At 62.2% G+C, this 20,257-nt stretch carries 17 protein-coding genes; 4 read left to right on the top strand and 13 right to left on the bottom strand.

Annotation, left to right across the window (positions count from 1 at the left end; translation table 11 throughout):
- Positions 1–4: 4 nt before the first annotated feature.
- Both PMI07_RS25640 and PMI07_RS25635 read right to left on the bottom strand, forming a co-directional pair.
- Positions 5–940: a GlxA family transcriptional regulator gene (locus PMI07_RS25640; RefSeq protein WP_024164153.1), complete on the bottom strand. Its 936-nt coding sequence runs from the start codon at positions 938–940 to the stop codon at positions 5–7.
- Positions 941–1,004: 64 nt separating this feature from the next.
- A complete protein-coding gene (locus PMI07_RS25635) occupies positions 1,005–1,805 on the bottom strand; it encodes an SDR family oxidoreductase (RefSeq protein WP_007764884.1) in 801 nt (266 codons plus the stop codon).
- Positions 1,806–1,986: 181 nt separating this feature from the next.
- On the opposite strand from PMI07_RS25635, the gene PMI07_RS25630 reads away from it, so the two are divergent.
- The gene (locus PMI07_RS25630; protein WP_007764882.1) at positions 1,987–2,172 is read left to right on the top strand and encodes a hypothetical protein; all 186 of its coding nucleotides are present in this window, start codon (positions 1,987–1,989) and stop codon (positions 2,170–2,172) included.
- Between the two features lie 13 nt (positions 2,173–2,185).
- On the opposite strand, the gene PMI07_RS25625 is transcribed toward PMI07_RS25630, so the two are convergent.
- Entirely contained in the window at positions 2,186–3,085 is a 900-nt protein-coding gene (locus tag PMI07_RS25625) for a LysR family transcriptional regulator (protein ID WP_197032564.1), read from the bottom strand.
- Between the two features lie 137 nt (positions 3,086–3,222).
- On the opposite strand from PMI07_RS25625, the gene mdlC reads away from it, so the two are divergent.
- Positions 3,223–6,306, top strand: coding sequence for a benzoylformate decarboxylase (gene mdlC / locus PMI07_RS36005; protein WP_007764865.1), 3,084 nt, complete (start codon positions 3,223–3,225; stop codon positions 6,304–6,306).
- 230 nt (positions 6,307–6,536) lie between these two features.
- Here the strand turns inward: mdlC and PMI07_RS25610 are convergent, their stop codons facing one another.
- The 5 genes from PMI07_RS25610 to PMI07_RS25590 form a co-directional block, all read right to left on the bottom strand.
- Positions 6,537–6,995, bottom strand: a complete 459-nt coding sequence (locus tag PMI07_RS25610; protein ID WP_007764863.1) for a DUF3237 domain-containing protein — start codon at positions 6,993–6,995, stop codon at positions 6,537–6,539.
- A gap of 5 nt (positions 6,996–7,000) precedes the next feature.
- On the bottom strand, positions 7,001–8,296 hold the full coding sequence (locus tag PMI07_RS25605; RefSeq protein WP_007764855.1) for a TRAP transporter large permease: 1,296 nt from the start codon (positions 8,294–8,296) through the stop codon (positions 7,001–7,003).
- Positions 8,293–8,793 carry a TRAP transporter small permease gene (locus tag PMI07_RS25600; protein WP_007764852.1) on the bottom strand — a complete coding sequence of 167 codons (501 nt, stop codon included), beginning with the start codon at positions 8,791–8,793 and terminating at the stop codon, positions 8,293–8,295. Before PMI07_RS25600 ends, PMI07_RS25605 begins: the two co-directional genes overlap by 4 nt.
- A 74-nt stretch (positions 8,794–8,867) precedes the next feature.
- Positions 8,868–9,902 (bottom strand): TRAP transporter substrate-binding protein, encoded by a 1,035-nt coding sequence (locus PMI07_RS25595; RefSeq protein ID WP_007764849.1) that lies wholly within the window; start codon positions 9,900–9,902, stop codon positions 8,868–8,870.
- A 68-nt stretch (positions 9,903–9,970) separates the two neighbouring features.
- Positions 9,971–10,180, bottom strand: coding sequence for a hypothetical protein (locus PMI07_RS25590; RefSeq protein WP_007764840.1), 210 nt, complete (start codon positions 10,178–10,180; stop codon positions 9,971–9,973).
- Positions 10,181–10,632: 452 nt separating this feature from the next.
- Here PMI07_RS25590 and PMI07_RS25585 point away from each other — a divergent pair, with 452 nt between their 5' ends.
- Entirely contained in the window at positions 10,633–12,021 is a 1,389-nt protein-coding gene (locus PMI07_RS25585) for an FAD-linked oxidase C-terminal domain-containing protein (protein ID WP_007764837.1), read from the top strand.
- A 248-nt stretch (positions 12,022–12,269) separates the two neighbouring features.
- Here the strand turns inward: PMI07_RS25585 and PMI07_RS25580 are convergent, their stop codons facing one another.
- The 5 genes from PMI07_RS25580 to PMI07_RS25560 form a co-directional block, all read right to left on the bottom strand.
- Positions 12,270–13,676: an aminomethyltransferase family protein gene (locus tag PMI07_RS25580; protein WP_007764831.1), complete on the bottom strand. Its 1,407-nt coding sequence runs from the start codon at positions 13,674–13,676 to the stop codon at positions 12,270–12,272.
- A gap of 414 nt (positions 13,677–14,090) precedes the next feature.
- Positions 14,091–14,906 (bottom strand): GntR family transcriptional regulator, encoded by an 816-nt coding sequence (locus PMI07_RS25575; protein WP_007764828.1) that lies wholly within the window; start codon positions 14,904–14,906, stop codon positions 14,091–14,093.
- 160 nt (positions 14,907–15,066) lie between these two features.
- Entirely contained in the window at positions 15,067–16,161 is a 1,095-nt protein-coding gene (locus PMI07_RS25570; protein ID WP_007764824.1) for an ABC transporter ATP-binding protein, read from the bottom strand.
- An 87-nt stretch (positions 16,162–16,248) separates the two neighbouring features.
- Positions 16,249–18,015 (bottom strand): iron ABC transporter permease, encoded by a 1,767-nt coding sequence (locus PMI07_RS25565; RefSeq protein ID WP_024164152.1) that lies wholly within the window; start codon positions 18,013–18,015, stop codon positions 16,249–16,251.
- 74 nt (positions 18,016–18,089) lie between these two features.
- Complete coding sequence (locus PMI07_RS25560; protein WP_007758789.1) at positions 18,090–19,151, bottom strand: extracellular solute-binding protein; 1,062 nt, start codon at positions 19,149–19,151, stop codon at positions 18,090–18,092.
- A gap of 547 nt (positions 19,152–19,698) precedes the next feature.
- On the opposite strand from PMI07_RS25560, the gene PMI07_RS25555 reads away from it, so the two are divergent.
- A partial coding sequence (locus PMI07_RS25555; RefSeq protein WP_024164151.1) for a LysR family transcriptional regulator occupies positions 19,699–20,257 on the top strand: 559 nt, incomplete at its 3' end.

The following is a 20,257-nucleotide window of genomic DNA, read 5'->3' as shown; positions in this document are numbered from 1 at the left end:
TCAGTCAGGCAGCCCGTGAATTGCGGCGGATGACCTGCGGCGGCTGGCCGAGTATGCGCAGGAAAGCCCGACGCATGCGTTCGCGGTCGGCAAACCCCGTCTCGTCAGCGATCACGTCCATGGAGTGGCGGCCCTGCTCCATCAGCAGGCGCGCCGCCTCGACACGGATGTTTTCGACCGCCTTTGCCGGCGACTGACCGGTTTCGGCACGGAAGGCGCGGCTGAATTGGCGGGGGCTCAGGCCCGCCACATCCGCCAGTTCCTCGACCGAAAGACCGTTCTTCAGATGGCCGTTCGCATAGATCAGCGCCTTCTGGATGCGGTCGGATTTCGGCTCCAGTTCGAGCAGGCTCGAAAACTGCGACTGCCCGCCGGCGCGGCGGTGGTGGACGACGAGCTTACGGGCCGCCGACCGGGTAACCTCAGGCCCGTGGTCCTTCTCGACCATGGCCAGCACCAGATCGATGCCGGCGGTCATGCCGGCCGAGGTCCAGACCGGGCCGTCGATGATGAAGATACGGTCTTCCTCGACATTGACTGCCGGATATCTTGCCTGCAGGTCGCGGGCAAAAGCCCAGTGGGTGGTGGCGCGCCGGCCGGACAGCACACCGGCCTCGGCAAGTGCGAAAGCGCCGATGCAGGGAGCGGCAAGCCGGCGGACGTTTTCGGCCGAGTTCCGCACGAAATCGAGCAGGCCCGGTGTAAACTGCGGCACCTGCATGCCGGCGCCGATGATCACCGTATCGAAATCGGTGCTGCCGAAGGCCTGCGTATCGACCCCGAAGCCAGCCGAGGAGCGCACCAGCCCGCCCTTTTCCGAGAGCAGGGTGATGGAATAGGCGTCCCCGCCGAGCATCGCATTGGCCACTTCGAACACCGTGATGGCGGCAAAGCCCATCACCTGGAAATCCGGGAAGATGACGAAACCGATGCGATGCATGGCGGAACCTCGTTTACATGAGCGGAGAATGGCCGATTTGCCGGCCGTTATCCATGCTGCCCTTTTACGCGACCTTGTAGCGATCGGCCGGCAGGCTGCGCGAAAGGTTCGGCAGCATCTTCTGGCGAGCGGCCTCATAGGCCTGCCAGTCGGCGAGATCGGGAAGTGCCGGAATGGTCACTAGCTCGCCCTGGTCGAGGCCGGCAAGCGCCGCATCCACCAAGTCTTCGGCGCGCATGACGATCTGGCTCGGCAGGTGTTCGAGCGGCGTGCCGGCGGTTCCCCAGAAATCGGTGGCGGTGGCGCCTGGCAGGACGGCCTGGACGGTGACGCCCTTGGCCGAGAGTTCGTGATGCAGCGACTGGCTGAAGGCGAGCACGAAAGCCTTGCTGCCGCCATAGACGCCGTTCAGCACTTCCGGGCCGATCGCGACGATCGAGGAGATGTTGATGATCGTGCCGGTGCCGCGGGCGACGAAGCCGGGGGCTGCAGCATAGGTAAGCCGCATCAGCGCGTTGACGTTGAGCGTCAGCATCTCGTCCATCTTGCCGATATCCGAAGACAGCAGTGGCGCGGTGGCGCCGAGGCCGGCATTGTTGACCAGCACGCCGATGCTCCGGTCGTTGCGCAGGACCTCTTCGATGCGGGCGAGATCGGCCTTGTCGGAAAGATCGGCCGGGATCACCTCGACAGAACGGCCGGTCTCGTCGGTAATGCGGCGGGCTAGCGTATCAAGCTTGTCGCGGCTGCGGGCGACCAGGATCAGGTCATGGCCGCGGCGGGCCAGACGTTCCGCATAGATGGCACCGATCCCGGAGGATGCGCCGGTGATAAGGGCCGTGCCCTTGGAAAGACTGTTGGACATCCGTGTTTTCTCCAGGCGCCCCATGCGCCTGACATCAGAACTACTCTCAAACCGCTTTGTCTCAAATGTCATATATACCACGTTTTAGGACAAGCGTAGCCGGAAAAGGTGCGGATCACGGGAACGCCTTCCCACGCCGCCCGTTCGAATGAAGCGCCAGTCAGGCGCTGGAGGAAACGTCATGGGTATCGAACAGGCACCGACCGAAAAGGGCAAGGAATCCGCGCGCGGTCTGAAGCAGAGCACCCGCAAGGAAGAGAAGAAGGTCGAGGCCCAAAAGGGATCCGATCTCGCCAAGGGCGCCGACCGTTTCGAGGAAAGGTCGAAGAGCTCGGATGGCAAGAGCGCCGGCGCCAAGCAGAAGTAGATTGCCCTGCCCTTCACATCGTCCAGGTTTCGCTGATGCGACGGATGCATTGGAGCAGGTTGACCGTCGGCGGCGTCATCAGGCCCTTCTTCCGACGGTACACGCGAAAGGTCCGCTGCCAGTCGAGCTCGGGCACGTTGACGCGTGCCATGTTGCCCCGTTCCACCTCTTCCCGGACAAGCGGCAGCGGCATCCAGCAGCATAGTGCTTCCGAAAGCACCGCGGCCTTCAGGACCGGCACCGAGCGGGAGATGATCGAGGGCGCGCTCGGCTCCAGCGCATTGTCGTGGAACCGCCGCTGCCATTCCCGGACGGTCGGCGTGCCGGGCGGCGGCATGGCCCAGTCGAAACCTGCCGCTTCGGCAAGCGTCACATGCTCCCGCTGGATGACGGGGTGATCGGAGCTGGCAAAGACCGAGACCGTGTCGTGCATGATATCAGGCGTCGCGATGATGATATCATCGTCGAGATACGGTTCCGGCGAGATGGCGATGTCGATCGTGCCACCCTTCAGCCCTTCCAGCACCCGGTCCTCGAGATCCTCGATCACCTGATACTGGACTTCCGGATGCTGTTTTCGCATCTCGCGGATGACGGCGATGATGAAGCCGCTGACAACGCTGGCGACCCCGCCGATCCGCACAACGCCTCGACTGGCGCCGCGCATCTGCTGGATAACGTCCGTCGCATTGCCGATCTCGGACACCACCAGCTTGGCATAGGGAAGCAGCGCGTCGCCGAACACCGTCGGCACGACGCCGCGCGTCGTCCGTTCGAACAGGGGAACGCCGTAGCTGTCCTCCAGCCGCTTCAGCATGCGGGTGATCGCCGGCTGGGTCATGTTGAGCGCGGCCGCTGCCGAGCCGAGGCTTCCTCGCCGCGCGCATTCCAGAACGATTTGAGCTGATCGCACATCCAAAGTCATGCCTTTATGTAATGGATTATTGGAAATTCTTCAATTCCAAGACAAGGCGCTATCTGCGACACTCGCCCTGCTAAAATACGCGCTCAGGGTGCGAACCCTGAAGGCCGGGAGGAGGCCTCGAAGTTATGAACAAGATGTCGCTGGATTTCCTGTCCGGCAGCACGAAGCTGCGTGGGCAGACGGTAAGCGAGGCCGTTTTCGACTTTCTGAGACAGAAGGGCATCGACCGCATCTTCGGCAATCCTGGTTCGACCGAACTGCCGATGTTCGTCAACGTGCCGGAAGACTTTTCCTACGTGCTCGGCCTGCAGGAATCGATCGTCGTCGCCATGGCCGACGCCTATGCGCAGACGAGCCGCAAGCCGGCCTTCGTCAATCTGCATTCCGCGGCCGGCCTCGGCCACGCGCTCGGCAATATCTATACCGCCTACCGCAACCGCGCGCCGCTGATCATCACCACCGGCCAGCAGAGCCGCGAGCTGCTGCCGCACGATCCGTTCCTGTTTGCCGAAAGCCCGACGGAGTTTCCTAAGCCCTATGTGAAATGGGCCTGCGAACCGGCCCGCGCAGAAGACGTACCGGCAGCGATTGCCCGCGCCTACTATATGGCGATGCAGGCGCCCCGCGGCCCGGTCATGGTATCGGTCCCCTTGAGCGACTGGCAGGCACAGGCAGCCCCGATCGCCATCCGCGACGTGGAAACGGTGATCAGCGCGCCGGCTTCCGCGATCGACGACCTCGCCCGCCGGCTGAACGACGCCCGCGCGCCGGTGCTGGTCGTCGGCCCCGGCGTCGATATCGACAATGCCTGGGATGCTACGGTGCGGCTGGCGGAAATCCTGCAGGCGAAGGTGTGGGTAAGCCCGCTTTCGTCGCGCTGCAGTTTTCCGGAACGCCATCCGCTGTTTGCCGGATTCCTGCCGGCCTTCCAGCCGAAGCTCGCCAATTGCCTCGGTGACGCCGACCTCGTTCTGGTGCTCGGCGCGCCGGCCTTCACCTATCACTTCGCCGGCTCCGGTCCGGACATCCCGCAAGGTGCGGAACTCTGGTTGATCACCGACGACCCCGCCCAGGCCGCGAGTGCCATCGTCGGCAACGCCATGGTCTCGAACCTGCGCGCTGCGACCGAAAGCCTCGTTTACCGCCTGCGCTGCCGCGCGCCGCGTACCGGCCGCCCGGCCCGCACCATTCCGCGCCTGAAAACACCGAAGGGCATCACCCAGGTATTCTTCTACCAGACGCTGGCCGACGTCCGTTCGCCTGAGAGCATCGTCTTCGAGGAAGCGCCCGGTGGCCGCGACGCGCTGCACGACTTCTTTCCGATCGAACGGCCCGGCGGCTTTTTCGCAACCGCCAGCGGCGGGCTTGGCTATGCCCTGCCCGGCTCGGTCGGCGCCGCCCTGACCAAACCGGAACAGCCGGTCATTGCCGTCATCGGCGACGGATCGAGCCTCTATTCCATCCAGTCGATCTGGTCCGCCGTCGAATACGATGCCGATCTCATGATCGTCATCCTCAACAACGGCGGCTACAAGGTGCTGAAAGCGATTGCCGAGCGGAGCGGCTCAGGCCGAATCGACGGCGTCGATATCGGCCACATGGATTTCGTGAAGATCGCCGAAGCGCAGGGCTGCAAGGCCGTTCGCTGCGAAAAGGGCGATGAACTGTCGTCATGCCTGCGTGACCTTCTGAAAATGAAGGGGCCGCGGCTTTTGGAAATCATTCTATCAGAGGAGGAGACTGAAATGAATGTCGCTGTCAGAAACGAACAGATCCTGAAAACCCCCGAAAAGTTCTTCATCGGCGGTGAATGGGTTGCGCCGCTCGGCACCAACAAGCTCGACGTCATCTCGCCGGTGACCGAAGACGTGCTGATGAGCTATCCGGAAGCCAGCAACGCCGATATCGACAAGGCCGTGGCCGCCGCCCGCGACGCCTTCGACAACGGCCCATGGCCGCGCATGACCTTCAAGGAGCGCGCCGGCTATCTGCGCAAGATCGCCGAACTCCTGACCGCCCGCCTCGACGAGATCGCCAATGCCTGGACGACCCAGGTCGGCGCGCCGATCTTCCTGACCAAAAAGCTGGTCGGCCAGAACCCGGGCCTCTACAACTACTATGCCGGCCTCATCGAGAACGACGATTTCGTCGATCAGCGCAAGCGTGCGGATGGCGGCGAAGTCCGCGTCGTGCGCGAACCGGTCGGCGTCTGCGCCGCGATCACCCCGTGGAACGCGCCGATGGTGCTTCTCAACTACAAGGTCTCGGCAGCGCTGGCCGCCGGCTGCACGATTGTCGCGAAACCCTCGCCGGAAACGCCGCTCGACGCCTATCTTCTGGCCGAATGCATCGAACAGGCCGGGCTGCCGAAGGGCGTCTTCAACCTCGTGCCGGCCGGCCGCGAAGGCGGCGATTATCTCGTCCGCCACACGGGCATCGACAAGGTCTCCTTCACCGGTTCGACCATTGCCGGCAAGACGATCGCCGCCGCCTGCGCCGATCGCCTCGCCCGCGTCAGCCTCGAACTCGGCGGCAAGTCCGCAGCCGTGCTTCTCGATGACGCGGACTTCACCAAGGCCCTGCCCGCCCTGATGGTCTATTCCATGCCGATCACCGGCCAGGTCTGCTTCTCGCTGACCCGCATCCTGGTGCCGGAATCCCGCAAACAGGAATTCACCGATCTCTATGTCGGCGCGGTGAAGAACATCAAGGTCGGCGATCCATCTGATCCGACCACCCAGATGGGCCCGCTCACCATGGCCCGCCAGCTCGCCCGCGTCGAAGGCTACATCGCTGCCGGCCGTGCAGGCGGTGCGACGGTTGCCTGTGGCGGCGGTCGCCCGGCCGGTCTCGACAAGGGCTACTTCATCGAGCCGACCGTCTTCACCGACGTGACGATGGACATGAAGATCGCCCAGGAGGAAATCTTCGGCCCGGTCGTGTCGATCATCAGCTACAAGGACGATGACGAAGCGGCAAAGATCGCCAACGACACGACCTATGGCCTGTCCGGCGCGGTGTTCACCTCCGATCCGGAACGTGGTTATGCATTCGCCCGCCGCATGCGGACCGGCAGCGTCACCGTCAACGGCATGATCGTCGACATCCACCATCCATTCGGCGGCTTCAAGCAGTCCGGTATCGGCCGCGAGGGCGGTCCCGAAGGTCTCGAAAACTATTTCGAGGTCAAGACGATCCACATGGCCTGAGGCCAGATGGACTCCATGCACAGCAAAAAGGCCGCCGGGTTGATTATCCGGCGGCCTTTTCCATTTGCGGTCAGGGCTGGCTCCCCACTCGTCGTCATCCTCGGGCTTGACCCGAGGATCCAGCATCCGCAGTGCCAGGGGCGTGGATCCTCGGGTCGAGCCCGAGGATGACGGCAAAGTGGCCTACCTTCTGATCTCTCAGAAGGTCCGGAGGCGACTTGGCTGGTGGATCAGAGCACTTCGAAAACGCCGATCCTGACCGCACTTGCCAGACGCTCGCCGGTGCCGACGAATATCGTATGGTTGAGCCAGGCATAGCGCGGATCGCCGGTCTGCAGGCGCGGCGTGGTGCGCATGTAATAGAGCGCCGGATCGACCGTCTCGCCGGCCGCCAATCTCGCCAGTACCTCCGGCGGCCCATGCCGGAAACCGAAATTACGGATATCGATCATCGCCCCGTCATGGGTTTCGATCACGTAACGCGTGTCGAGCTCCGCATAACCGGCGTCATAGACGCTCTGCCAGTCGGCGCCGAGATTGAGGACGCGTCCGGAAAGGCGCTCCCCTTCCACCACGCCGCCGATGATCGGGATGATCCGCCAGCGACCGCCCGGGCCGCCTCCCTTTTCGATCGGCGTGCCGAGTTCGGCCCGGATTTCGCAAAGCTGCCTGAGGCTCGGTGCCATCATGTGCGTCATCTCATCGTTTGCGGCAGCCAGAGCGAAATCACCGGGAACGCCACCAGCAGGAAAAGCCGGATGATATCGTTGAGAATGAAAGGCATGACGCCGCCGTAGATCGTGGTGATCTTCACGTCCTTCGCGATCGAATTGATGACAAAGACATTGATCCCGACGGGCGGCATGATCATGCCGAGCTGGCAGGCGACGACGATGATGATGCCGAACCAGACAGGGTCGAAGCCAAGATGGCTGATGACCGGGAACACGATCGGCACGAGCAGGATGATCATCGCCATCTCGTCCATCAAGGCTCCTGCGATCAGGAAAATGACCAGGATCAGCGTCAGCGTCCCGTATGGCCCGAGATCCATTCCGACCAGCAGGGCCGTCAGCTTCTGCGGCGACTGGGTGATCGCCAGGAAATAGCCGAACAGGATGGCGCCGATCAGCACGCTGAACAGCGAAACCGACGTCCGGAGCGACTCCACGAGGCTCGCCATGATGGATCGATAGTTTAGCCGGCCGCGCAGCACGCCGATGACCATGGTCATCAACGCCCCGACCGCCGCCGCTTCCGTCGCGGTCGCGATACCGAGATAGATTACCCCGATGACCGAAATGAAAAGAAGCATCACGGCCCAGACGTCCCGAAGCGATGCGAGAGCTTCCCTCAACTCGAACGGCTTTCCGGGCGGCAACCGGTTGCCATGGGCGATCAGCACGGTCGCCATGTACATGAAGGTCGCCATGATGCCGGGGATGATGCCGGCCATCAGCAGCTGCGCGACATCCGTCTCCGTCAGAAAGGCGTAGACGACCATGATCACCGAAGGCGGGATCAGAATGCCGAGTGTGCCGCCTGCGGCGATCACGCCGGTCGAGGTGGCATCGGCGTATTTCGCCTTGCGCATCTCGGGCAGCGCGATGCGGGTCATGGTCGCGGCAGTCGCGATCGAACTGCCGCAGATCGCCGCAAACCCGGCACAGGCACCGATCGTGGAGAGGGCGAGCCCTCCCCGGAACTGTCCGAGCCAGGCATTGCCCGTCCTGAACAATTCCCGCGACATGCCGGAATTGGTGGCAAACGCTCCCATCAGGATGAAGAACGGCACGAGCGTCAGGTTGAAGTCGGTAACGACACGGATCGGCGATGTCGTCAGCAGGTTGAGCGCCGGCGACATGCCGCGCATGGCGGCAAAGCCGAATATGCCGACCAGCCCCATCGAAACCCCGAGCGGAACGCGCAGGCCCATGAGCACGAACATGGCGACAAAGCCGCCGATAGCGACGAGATCAGCGGTATTCATACGCCATGGCCCTCGAGCGGATCGATATCTTCAGGTTCGCGCCGAACGAAAGGCGAGATCGCGGTGGTGACGACAGCCGAGGCGCAGCCGAGCCAGATCAGTCCGATCAACGGCCAGACGGGGATGCGCAGATCGAACGTCGCTTCATTGCTCCGATAGGCGCTGGCGAGGCGGAAGAACATCATGTAGGCGAGCATGGCCGTGAAGGCGAGGAGCAGCGCCCAGGCGACGAAATTGAGGATGCGGCGCCCCCGCGGCCCCATCGGCTCGTAGAGCAGATCGACCGCAATATGCCCGCCGCGATAACCGAGCGACGCCAGGCCCCACATGATGCAGGCGCCGATCAGATAGCGCGAAATATCGAAGGAGTCGGGGATCGGCCACGCCAGGACATAGCGGCCAACGGTGGAAGCGACGATCAGGATGGTACACAGCCCCAGCAGGATGCCTGCCACAAGATCGACCACGTCGCTGAAGCGTTCCAGATAGCGGTTCATGGACAGCACTCGATGAACGGATGGAAAAGGGCGGGCGCCGCGACAGCACCCGCCTGCGAATGGTCCTGAACGCGCTATTTCACGTCGGCGCCGTATTTCTTGAGCGTCTCCTGCAGGCTCGCCCAGGCCGCCTTCGCGTCTATGCCGGCCTTGGTGGCTGCAGTCTCCCATTCGCCCTGCAGCGAACCTGTCGCCTTTTTCCAGAGGCCCACCTCATCCGGGGTCGGCTTGTAGAGGGTGTGGCCGCCCGCATCGATCATCTTCTGGCGCCCGGCCGCTTCCGCATCGGCCCATTTGCTGGCCATCTTCTCGGCCCATTCGGGCGTGCAATGATCGTCGATCACCTTGCGGTCGGCGGCCGAAAGCCCGTCGATCTTGGCCTTGTTCATCACGAAGGCGAAGGTCGTGGCGTAGAACGGCAGGTCGAGATGATGCTTGGTCACGTCCTGCAGACCGAACGTATAGATCGAATTCCAGGGCGAGGCGGTCATGTCGGCACCTCCCTTGGAAATCAGTTCGCGCATTTCGCCCGCCGGCACCTGCACCGATGCGGCCCCGAGCGAGCTCACCATGCGTGCCATGGTCGCGTGCGCCGGGCGGATGTTCTTGCCCTTCAGGTCGGCAGGAACCTGGATCGGCCCTTTGACGCCGTGCAGCGTTCCCGGGTCATGCAGATGCACCATGCAGACGTAGACGTCCTTCATTTCCTTCTGGGCGTACTGTCCATACCATTCGTCGAGCGCCCGCGACCCGCCCTTGGCATTGGCGATCAGGAATGGGATTTCGCCCGCCGCGATGATCGGGAAGCGCCCCGGCTGATAACCCGGATTGATGAAGCCGATATCGACGATGCCGTCGCGCGCCATGTCGTAATGGTCGGGTGCGGCCCCGAGCTGGGAGGCGGGGTATATGGTGATGTTGATGCGCCCGCCGGACGCTTCCTTGATCGATTTCGCCCAGGGCTCCATGCCGCCCGGCTGCAGCGCATGGGTGGCCGGCACCCAGTGCGACAATGTCAGTTCCACATCGGCGGCCCGTGCAGTTGTGCTGAGCGCGGACGCAGTCAGCGCCGCGAGGCAGGCCGACGCAAGCAATGCCTTCAGTGTCATGTGTTTCTCCTCCCGTTGAAATCATAGGCCAGCGGGCTCCCTCCCGTTCCGGCCGGTGAATATCCTTCTCAATCCGGACCGCGGACCGAAGTCCCCGGCGGATCGGCAAGGCCGTTGGAAATTCCGTGAACGGACGCAATTGCCGGCTGCGGGAAAACGGCCGGCGAGCGATGCGTCAAAGGGTCTGCGGAGACGAGGCTGCGCCCCATTTCCGCAGCCGAAACCGAACCTGCCATGTTCATGGCGGCCGCAACTGCTGTGCACAGTCGTGTATACATCGATTTCCTCCCATGCCCGGTCTCCCAAGGTGACGCCATCCTCTTGACATCGCCTACCCGAACAGATGAATTTCAACACATTCGGCCTGAAACGACAAGTTGCCATTTCGTTTTGGGATACAAAAAATCAGGGTGCCTGAGATTTTTCCGATAGGCTCTTCACCCGGAGTTCAAACTGTCTAGAATGCCACGGCATACATCCTCATGCATACACGGAGGATGGAATGCAGCAATCGAACGGGGATGGGAGGCCTCACCTGCAGGACATTATGGTCGGTCGCGAGGAGCTGCGGGCCGATCGGTTGGGATACAGTATCGGCGCTCGAAACCGTTCCGCGGAAACGCCGGGACGCGCGGAAACTTCCGCCCCTGGTTGCCTTCGATCGGCATGCCGGGATCGAGCCTCGGGCACGGCCATTCAATGCATCATCGCGGCATCAGGGAGGAAGAACATGGATGATCTCGGCACGCCAGTCGGCAAGGCGATTGGAGAACTCAAGGGCCTGCTCGGCGACAGGCTGGTAACGTCGGTCTCCGTCCGCGAACACCACAGCCACGACACCTCGCGGCTCGCCCCTCACCTGCCTGACGCCGTCGTTTTTCCGCGCTCGGAAGAAGAGGTCCAGGCAATCGTCTCGGCATGTGCTGCGCACGGCGTGCCGGTCGTGCCCTTCGGCGCGGGGTCCTCGATGGAAGGCCATACGATCCCGATCCGCGGCGGCATTTCGCTCGATACCCGCGAAATGAATAGGATCGTCGAGATCCGGCCGGAAGATCTGCTGGCCGTCGTGCAGCCCGGCGTCACCCGCAAGCAGCTGAATGTGGACCTGCGCGAAACCGGCCTGATGTTTTCGGTCGATCCCGGCGCCGACGCCTCGATCGGCGGCATGGCGTCGACCCGCGGCAGCGGCACCACCTCGGTGCGCTACGGCACGATGCGCGAAAACGTGCTGGCTCTCCGGGTGGTGACACCCGATGGCGAAGCAATCCAGACCGGCTCGCGGGCCAGAAAATCCTCCTCCGGTTACGACCTCACGCATCTCTTCGTCGGCTCGGAAGGCACGCTCGGCGTCATCACAGAATTGACGGTCCGCCTGCATCCGATCCCGGAGGCCGTTTCATCCGCCATCTGCTCCTTCCCGACGGTCGCCAATGCCGTCGAAGCGGTGATCGAGGCGGTGCAATACGGCATCCCGGTCGCCCGCGTCGAATTCCTGGACGAGGTGGCGATCGCCTCGACCAACAATTATTCCAAGCTCGGCCTGCCGGTCGCCCCGACCCTGTTCTTCGAGTTCCACGGCACGGCCGCCTGGGTAAAGGAACAGGCGCAGCTCGTCGAGGAGATCACCAGGGGCCATGACGCGATCTCCTTCCGCTGGACCGCGGATGCCGACGAGCGCGCCAAACTCTGGCAGGCCCGCCACGATCTCTACTGGGCGACCAAGGCGATCATTCCCGGCTTTGAGCTCTATACCGGCGACATCTGCGTGCCGATCTCGCGGCTTGCCGAAAGCATCGTCGCGGCGCGAGCCGATATCGATGCCTCTTCGCTGAAGGGCCAGATCATCGGCCATGTCGGCGACGGCAATTTCCACACCGCCTACCTGATCGACCCGAACAATCCCGATCACCTGAGGGAAGCCGACGAGATGGCCGACCGTGTCGTCGAGCGCGCGCTGGCCGTCGGCGGCACCGCGAGCGGCGAACACGGCATCGGCATCGCCAAGCTCAAATTCATGCGCAAGGAACACGGCAAGGCGGTGGACGTGATGAAGAAGATCAAGGCGGCGCTGGATCCGCTGGGGATCATGAATCCGGGGAAGATGGGGGACGCCGGGTGAGAGACGATGTCATTGCTCTCCCTCATCCCTGTGCTTGTCACAGGGATCCAGCGCGCTCAAGTCTTTGAGCGCAAAGGACTCTCTTCACCGCGCAGACGCGCGGTGGCTGGATTCCTGTGACAAGCACAGGAATGAGGGACTTCTGAGTTCTCGCCGTCAGCATCACAGCGGCGGCGCATCCTAAGCGCCTCCACCAACCAAAAACGGCGCCCGGAGGCGCCGTTCTCATGTCATATCCTGGGAGGATATCAGACCTTCTTGGTGCGCCAGCTTTCGGCATAGTTTTCGCGGGCTTCGGCCGAATAGGGGGTGGGCGAGACGCGGACGCGGATCTCGGCCTGCTTGTGGCCCTTTTCGATCGAGGTCTTGGCCGTGCCGCCGTTCGGTTCGCCCCAGATCAGCGTCAGAACGTCGCCTTCCTGGACGTCGGCATCGACGATGCCGAGCGACAGCATGCAGCGTTCGTTATAGCTGTAGCCGTTGAACATCGACATGCCGACGACCTTGTCGCCATGCATGATCTTGTCGGCACTCGAAGACGCATAGTTCGGCTGCGGCAGGTCGATCCACTTGTAGGCTTCACCGCCCGGCACGAAGTTCGAGGCGATGACCTTCATCACGTCTTCCGCGTTCCACTCGAAGGTGACCTTCTTGCGCTGCGGCTGAGACTTCATCTTCTCAAGCGCTTCGCGGCCGACAAAGTCGTGGTCGAACTTGATGTAGATGCCGTAACCGAGCTCGTACGGATTGACGTAATAGTCCTCGATATTGTCGGAGACGAGGCTGCCACCGATCGAGCCGGTTGCCTCATAGCTGTCTTCCGTCAGCCAGTCGCGATAACCCTGCAGTTCGGCGCCGGTGTAGATGCCCGGCAGCGGCGACGGAATCCAGCCGGATTCCAGCGTGTTGGTCGAATAGGCGCGCGCACCGACGAGGTAGAGGTCGACGCCGGCATCCTTGGCGGCCTTGACGATGATCTCGCGGACTTCGTCCTTCTCGGCATAGGGACCCCAGACTTCGAGGCCGGGTGCACCGGCCATGCCGTGGCGCAGGGCCTGGACCTTCTTGGAGCCGATATTGATCCAGTCGACATGGAAGAACTTGATGTCGGGGATCGGGCCGCCATTCATCTTCTCAAAAATCTTGCCGGCATCCGGACCCTGGATCTGGAAGCGGTAGTGAACGCGGTTGACTTCCTTGCCGTCCGGGCGCGAAGGCGAACGCGGGTCGTGGGTGAGCTTGACGTCATGCTTGCCGAGCGAAGCGTTATAGCGGAGCCAGTTGGCGGTCGGCGCACGGCCGACGAGCACGAATTTCTGTTCCGTTTCGCGGAAGATGATCATGTCGCCGATCACATGACCGGCAGGCGTCACCGGCACATAGTGCTTGGCACGGTCGACGCCGAAATTGGCAAAGCTGTTGATCGCCAGGCTTTCCAGGAACTTGGAAGCATCCGGGCCTTCGACGATCAGCTCGTCCATGTGGTGGGACTGATCGAACAGGACCGCCGAATGACGCCAGGCCATCTGCTCGGTGCGCCAGTTCGAAAATTCCGGCGCGACGACCGGATAGATATACATGCCGATGCGCGAATTGCGCAGCATCTCGACAGTATTGCCCTTTTCTTTCAGGATCTGGGTGAGATTCTTAGCCATTTACCTACCTTCCCTCGGTTTCTCTCCTGCATGTCGCGCCCCACGGAAACCGGTTGGGATACGATATGCATCGTCTCAAGATGTCTCATGCAATTGAGGGTCAGCGGTCTCCTCCCGCCATCTCCTCCGAACAGCCCGGTTCTCGAACCTCACCTCAACGGCTTGGCGGAAATCGAGGCTTCCTCCCGGTCGAAGCGATTCATAGAGCAATCGATTTTGGGATACAATACCCATATTGGGTCGATCGACGAAAAGCACCGCAACAGCCCATTAGAATTGCGCTGTTTCTATAATATATTGGTGATAATTGATGCGGTGCGGAAAAACCAACGGGATCCGGATTATCGCCCTTTAACGGGGAATTTGGAAATTTGGGATCCCAAATAGGAGTTCCCTACCGCCGGGACGTAGGTCCTAGTCTTCGTTTTCATCCTGCATCAGGCCGTTGATATGGCCCGCGGGACTGTCGAGATCGAAGATCGGCAGGATGCGCGAGCCGTCGATCGCGAAAAGCCCCTTGCTGATGCCGAGGCTGATCTTCACGCCTTCCCCGTGCTCGCGAAAAAGGCTTTCGGCACGGGCACCGTCGCGGGCAATCAGCGCCGAGACCATGTGGTGGTGCTGCCAGTGCGCGTAGTGCAGGTGCTGCGCCCGCTCCTTGCGCGTGATGTTGTCGAAGCGGATCGAATCCGGGGCGCCGAACGGCACGCGGTCGAACAGGCTGGTGAGCTGGTGCAGCAGGTTTCCGCCGGCAGCCTCGATGATCAGCGTGTGGAAGCGCAGGTTCATTACCGCGTAACGCTCCTCGTTGACCGGGTCGTCGATGCCGCCGTTCTCGAAGATATCGTCACCTTCCCGCAGACAATCCTTGAGCTCCGCCACCAGCGTCGGCGACGGACCTTCGCTGGCGATCTTCTTGGCCGCATAACCTTCGATCATCGAACGCAGCTCGATCGCCTCGATCACGTCGGCAACCTTGTAGGCCCTGACCCGATATCCGCGGGCGCCGACGCGCTGCAGGACGCCCTCTTCGACGAGCACGGCCAGCGCATGCCGGATTGGGGTGCGCGACACGCCGAGCGCCTCGGCAAGCCCGGATTCGGACAGTTTCTTGCGCGGATCGATCGTGCCGTCGCTCGCCCAGGTCCTGAGCTTGTCGATCACGTGCTGCTGGCGGGTTTCCTGCTTCTCAGGCGCGGGAAGGTTCGGAGTTCGGGTGCCTGTGGTCATGCTTGGGCCTCACCTGCGCCATATCGAAATGCGGATCGCGCCGGCCAGAGAAAAAGGCCGACGGGAACATCGCTTCAATATTGAATATCTGCGACAAAACGCAAGTTTTCCATATCTGTGGCCCGGACCCGAGCCGAATAGGCCCGGGCAGCCGAAACGATCAGTTCCGCACGGCCCAGGCAGCCTCCACGGGTGCGGCGACAGTGACCGGGCGGCCGATATCGACGTTCGAAAGCGACGAGGCCTCGACATGCAGCGTCTGCGCCGGGGTCTTGACCATGATCGAGCGGTGCGAACCGCGGAAGATCGCCTGTGAAACCTCGCCCGACCACGACAGGTCGCCATTCACCTGGCCCGCATCGCGGACATGCAGATTTTCCGGGCGAACCATGACCGTGACATCGGCACCCTTCGGCATTTCGGTTGCCGCATGACAGTCGCCGGACCAGCCCTGGCCTTCGACCGAGAGCTTGAAATATTGCCCGCCATTCGGGCGGCAGTCCTTGACCGTCGCATTCAACAGGTTGGGCGTTCCGAAGAAGGCGGCGACCTGCCGGTTTTCCGGCCGGCGGTAGATCTCTTCCGGCGCGCCGACCTGCAGGATCTTGCCGCCATGCATGACCACGACCCGGTCGGACAACGCCATGGCTTCTGCCTGGTCGTGGGTGACGTAGAGCGCGGTGATCTTCAGGCGCTGCTGGAGGGCACGAAAATCGTCGCCCATCTGGGTGCGCAGGCGCGCGTCGAGGTTGGAGAGCGGCTCGTCGAGCAGCAGCACTTCCGGCTCGAACACCAGAGCACGGGCGATCGCCACGCGCTGCTGCTGACCGCCGGAGAGCGCCGGCGACGGACGTTCGGCATATTGCTCCATCTCGACGAGACGCAACGCATTCATGACGCGATCCCGGACTTCCGTGTCGGGACGGCGGCGGATGCGCAAGGGGTAGGCGACATTGTCAAACACCGTCATATGCGGCCAGATCGCGTAGGACTGGAAGACCATGCCGAGACGACGGCGTTCGGACGGCACGAAATAGCCCTTGTCCGAATCCGAGACGACATTGTCGCCGATCGCGATGCGGCCGCCGGTATTCTTCTCAAGCCCCGCCACCATGCGCAGCGTCGTCGTCTTGCCGCAGCCCGACGGCCCGAGCAGCGTGACGAATTCGCCGCTCTTGATCTTCAGGTTCACGTTGTCCACGGCGGTCACCGCGCCATACATGCGGCTCACGTTTTCGAGCGTCACCGAAGCCATGTTTCTCTTCCTTGTCGAACACGGATTGCAAAATCCGTTTATTGAAAACTTGACGATATGCCGGCGGCGGCAATCCGCCGCGCAGGGTCAGAGCTTGCTGATGCGTGATTTGATGAAGCTGAGCTGCACCCAGCGGAACACGATGACCAGGAGCATCATCATCAGGCCGATGACGCTCACCTGTTCGGCATTGCCGTTGGCCCAGAGCTTCATCAGCACGACCGCCAGCGTTTCCGAACCGACCGAATAAAGAAGGATCGACGCCGACAGCTCGCGCATGATGCCGAAGAAGGTCAGCACCCAGCCGACGGCGAAGGCCGGCCAGGCAAGCGCCACCATGATCCGCCACATGGTCTGGGCCCAGGTTGCGCCGTGGACGCGCGAACATTCCTCCAGATCATAGGAAAGCTGGTGATAGGCGCCGGTCATCACCCGCACGGAGACCGGCGTCCCGAGCGCGATATAGGCAAGCAGCAGCGCCCAGATAGTGCCATAGATCGGGATCGGTCCCGGCAGCATCGCAAACGCCCAGAGGAACCCGACGCCGAGCACCATGCCCGGCATCATCCACGGAAGCCAGGCCATGCTGTCGATCAGGTTGCGGCCGCGCCAGCGGGTGCGCACCGAGATGTAGGCGACGATCGCGCCGAGCGCCATGGTCGCGGTGGCGCCGAGCAGGCCGAGCACCATCGTATTGCGGACCGCTCGCCAGAATTCGCTGTTGGCGAAGACGGCCCTGTAGTGCTCCAGCGTCAGCATGTCGTAGGTGTAGAAGCCGAAGAAGCGGAAGAAAGAGCCGAGCATCAGCTGTCCGATCGGCAGCACCACCGTGATGAAGAAGAACAGCACGCAGAAGGCGAAGGTAACCCAGCGCCAGGGGCCGAGCTCCATGACGCTCGGGCGGAACCCCTTGCCCGTGACGGTCTGGAAACTCTTGCCGCGCAGCATCCACCACTGCCAGATGACGAGCAGGAACATCAGCCCCATGATCGCGAAAGAAAGCGACGTCGCGTACTGGTAGTCGGGCGTGGCGCGGTGATTGATCGACTCGTAGATGTCGGTGGTGATCACTTTGATGCCCGCCGGCAGGCCGAAGAACAGCGCCGACTCGAAGGTCTCGATGCCCTTGATGAAGCTAAGCATGAACGAGCTGGTCAGCACCGGCAGCATCAGGAGCAGGGTGATCTTGCGAAAAGTCGTCCAGCGCGAGGCGCCGCACATGCGGCTCGATTCCTCGAGCGACGGGTCCATTGCCCGGAAGGCGTCGACCATGAACAGGAACAGGAACGGGATCGAATACTGGCACATGTGCCAGATGACGCCGCCATAGGAATAGATGTTGACGAGTGGGTCGGTCGCACCGGTTGCCCAGCGCCAGACCATGTTGATGACGCCGACCTGCGGATTGGCGAGCATGCCCCAGGCCATGGCCGTCAGAATCGGCGGGATGAAGAACGGCAGCGTGATCAGCACTTCCAGCGTGCCGCGGAACGGCGTGTCGGTGCGCGCGACGATCCAGGCGAGAAACACCGCGATCGTCAGCGACGGTATGGTTTTCGCAAGCGATATGCCGATCGTGTTGGCCAGAACGATGAGGTTCTGGGTGGTCATGATCGATCGATAACCGTTCAGATTGAACTCGCCGGCCATGCCGGGCGGTGTGGAATGCAGGCTGCCGTAGAGCAGCATGGCGAGCGGATAGATCGTCAGGAAGCCGAGGATCAGGATCAGCAACAGCATGCCGATCAGACGCCACAGCGATCCGCCCGAAAAGGCGCGCGTGAAAGCATTGCCGGCAATCGTCGGCGCAGTTTCGGCGATGTCGTCTAGGGGGCGATTGTGGATAATCGTCATGGGATCCTCGCGGCTCCGGATATGAAAAACGGCACCGCCGGCCCGAACATCGGACCGGCAGCGGCCTGGGAGGCTTACTTGAAGATGTCCTTGGACTTGGCTAGCATCTCGTTCTGGCGGGTGGTGTCCGTCGTGCCGTAGAGCTTGGCTTCGGAAATCGCCTTGACGTCCGCCGGCAGGCCCTCGGTCATGCCGGGAAGGACGGGACCGTAGCCGAGACCCGCGTAGATTTTCTGCACGACCGGGCCTTGCATGAAATCGAGATAGAGCTTGGCGGCGTTCGGGTGCGGAGCCTTCTTGAGCATGACGTTGCCATAAAGAACGTAGGGAACGCCCTCCTCGGGAATGATGAACTTGACCGGCAGCCCCTTCAGATCCGAGAAATCGGTCATGATGACCGGCATGTAGATCGAATATTCGCCACGGGCCGTGCGGCGCTGCGATTCTCGCTGGTCGCGGGTGAAGACCAGCTTCTGGCTCGCAACCTTCTTCACATAGTCTTCGCCGATCTTGTCATAAGTCGAGAAGAACCAGAGGTAACCGGCGCCGATCGCGCGCGGATCGTCGGACAGGATCTTGCCCTGCCACTTGGGGTCGGCAATGTCCTTCCAGCTCTTCGGCTCGTCCGCAGGCTTCACGAGGCCGGTATTGATCATGATCCCGTAGGGAATGGTCATGACCGAGGCCATCGGCACCTTGAGCTTGAACTTGTCGCCGATCTTTTGCGAATTCGGGGTCGCGGGCAGCGGATCAACGGACTTGTCCTCCTTGTCGTAGAGCATGGTCTGCCCTTCGCTGGTGAACATCACGTCGGCGGCAAACCGGCCGGCGGCTTGCTCGACGCGGACGCGCTCGCGGATTTCGCTGGCACGCGCTTCCAGCACCTCGACGGAAATTCCGTATTGCTTGGTAAAGGCCTCGGCGATCTGCTTGGTGCTCGGCTGTCCGACGAGCGCGGTATAGAGGACCAGCGTGCCCTCCTTCTTGCCCGCCTCGATCACCTTCTGCCACTCGGCGTCCTGCGCGAAGGCAGGCATGCCGGCCGCGGCCGAAATGGCAAGGCTGCCCGCAGCCGCCATAAAAAACCGGCGCGACCATTTTTGAATGAACGAAGTCATGGATGTGTTTGTCGTCACGTGTCTCTCCTCCCTGGAACTGACGATCGAGCATCACGCCCGGGACCCGATCCCGGCACTCGACGCTCAAAATTTTTGCGGCCACCGGCCGCGATCTCCTTTGTCACCGCAAGCAGTGCCGTTTTCCCGAACGGCTCCACCCATCTTCCCTCCCGACCTTTCGTCGTCGCGGCGGGTCTGAAATCTCAGACTCAATCCTGACCGATCACCGGACGCTCCGGAAACGAACTGGCGTCGGCCGCGCATTTGACAAGGTCCCTGATAAATACCCCGTGATACGGGTCTACCGGACCTTCAGTTCAGGCAGGATCGGCCTCGAGCAGTTGGAAACTCCCTTTTCTGAATTCCCGATCCGCGCCCGGCTCTCCCAGCCAGTCGCAGCGATGCCGCAGGCACCGGAATTCCCTCATCCGTTAGATTGACCTTTTCCCGTGCAGGGGAAAAGCACCATTTTTTTACATTCACTTTTCTCGAAAATAGAAAGATGAATTGTGCTACCGTTTACGTGGAGGGTCGCTCTGGAGGGCGACATGGGAGACCTAAAGCATTGGATACGCTTATCAATATCCGCACGTTTCTGGCGGTTGCGCGGTCCGGCAGCTTCTCGGCAGCGGGTCGTCATCTCGGCGTCGCACCGTCGGTCGTGACGAAACGCATCAGCCGGTTGGAGGACCAGATGCGGGTGAAACTCTTCATCCGCTCGACCCGCCAGATCATCCTGACGGAGGTCGGCGAGCGCTATCTGCCCCGCTACCAGTCGCTGGTCAAGGAAATCGACGATGCCATCAGCGGAGCGGCCGCGGTCGCCCAGCGGATCGAGGGACACTTGAGGATCAAGGCGCCGACGACAGTGACGATCGCCTTCCTCGCCCGCATCCTCAGCGACTTCCAGCAGGAGAACCCGAACGTCACCATGGACCTTGCCCTGGTCGACCGTTCCGTCAATCCGGCGGAAGAGGGATATGATATCGCGCTCGGCGCCCTGCCCGCCTCCTATTCCAATGTGATCGACGAGCCGCTCTGTCCCTATCCGCGGAAGCTTTGCGCTGCTCCCGATTATCTCGAAAACCGCGGCCTGCCGAAACATCCGCGCGACCTCGTCAATC

The sequence above is a fragment of the Rhizobium sp. CF080 genome, assembly GCF_000282095.2.
Taxonomy (GTDB): Bacteria; Pseudomonadota; Alphaproteobacteria; order Rhizobiales; family Rhizobiaceae; genus Neorhizobium.
This window is presented reverse-complemented; position numbering and strand designations above follow the sequence as displayed.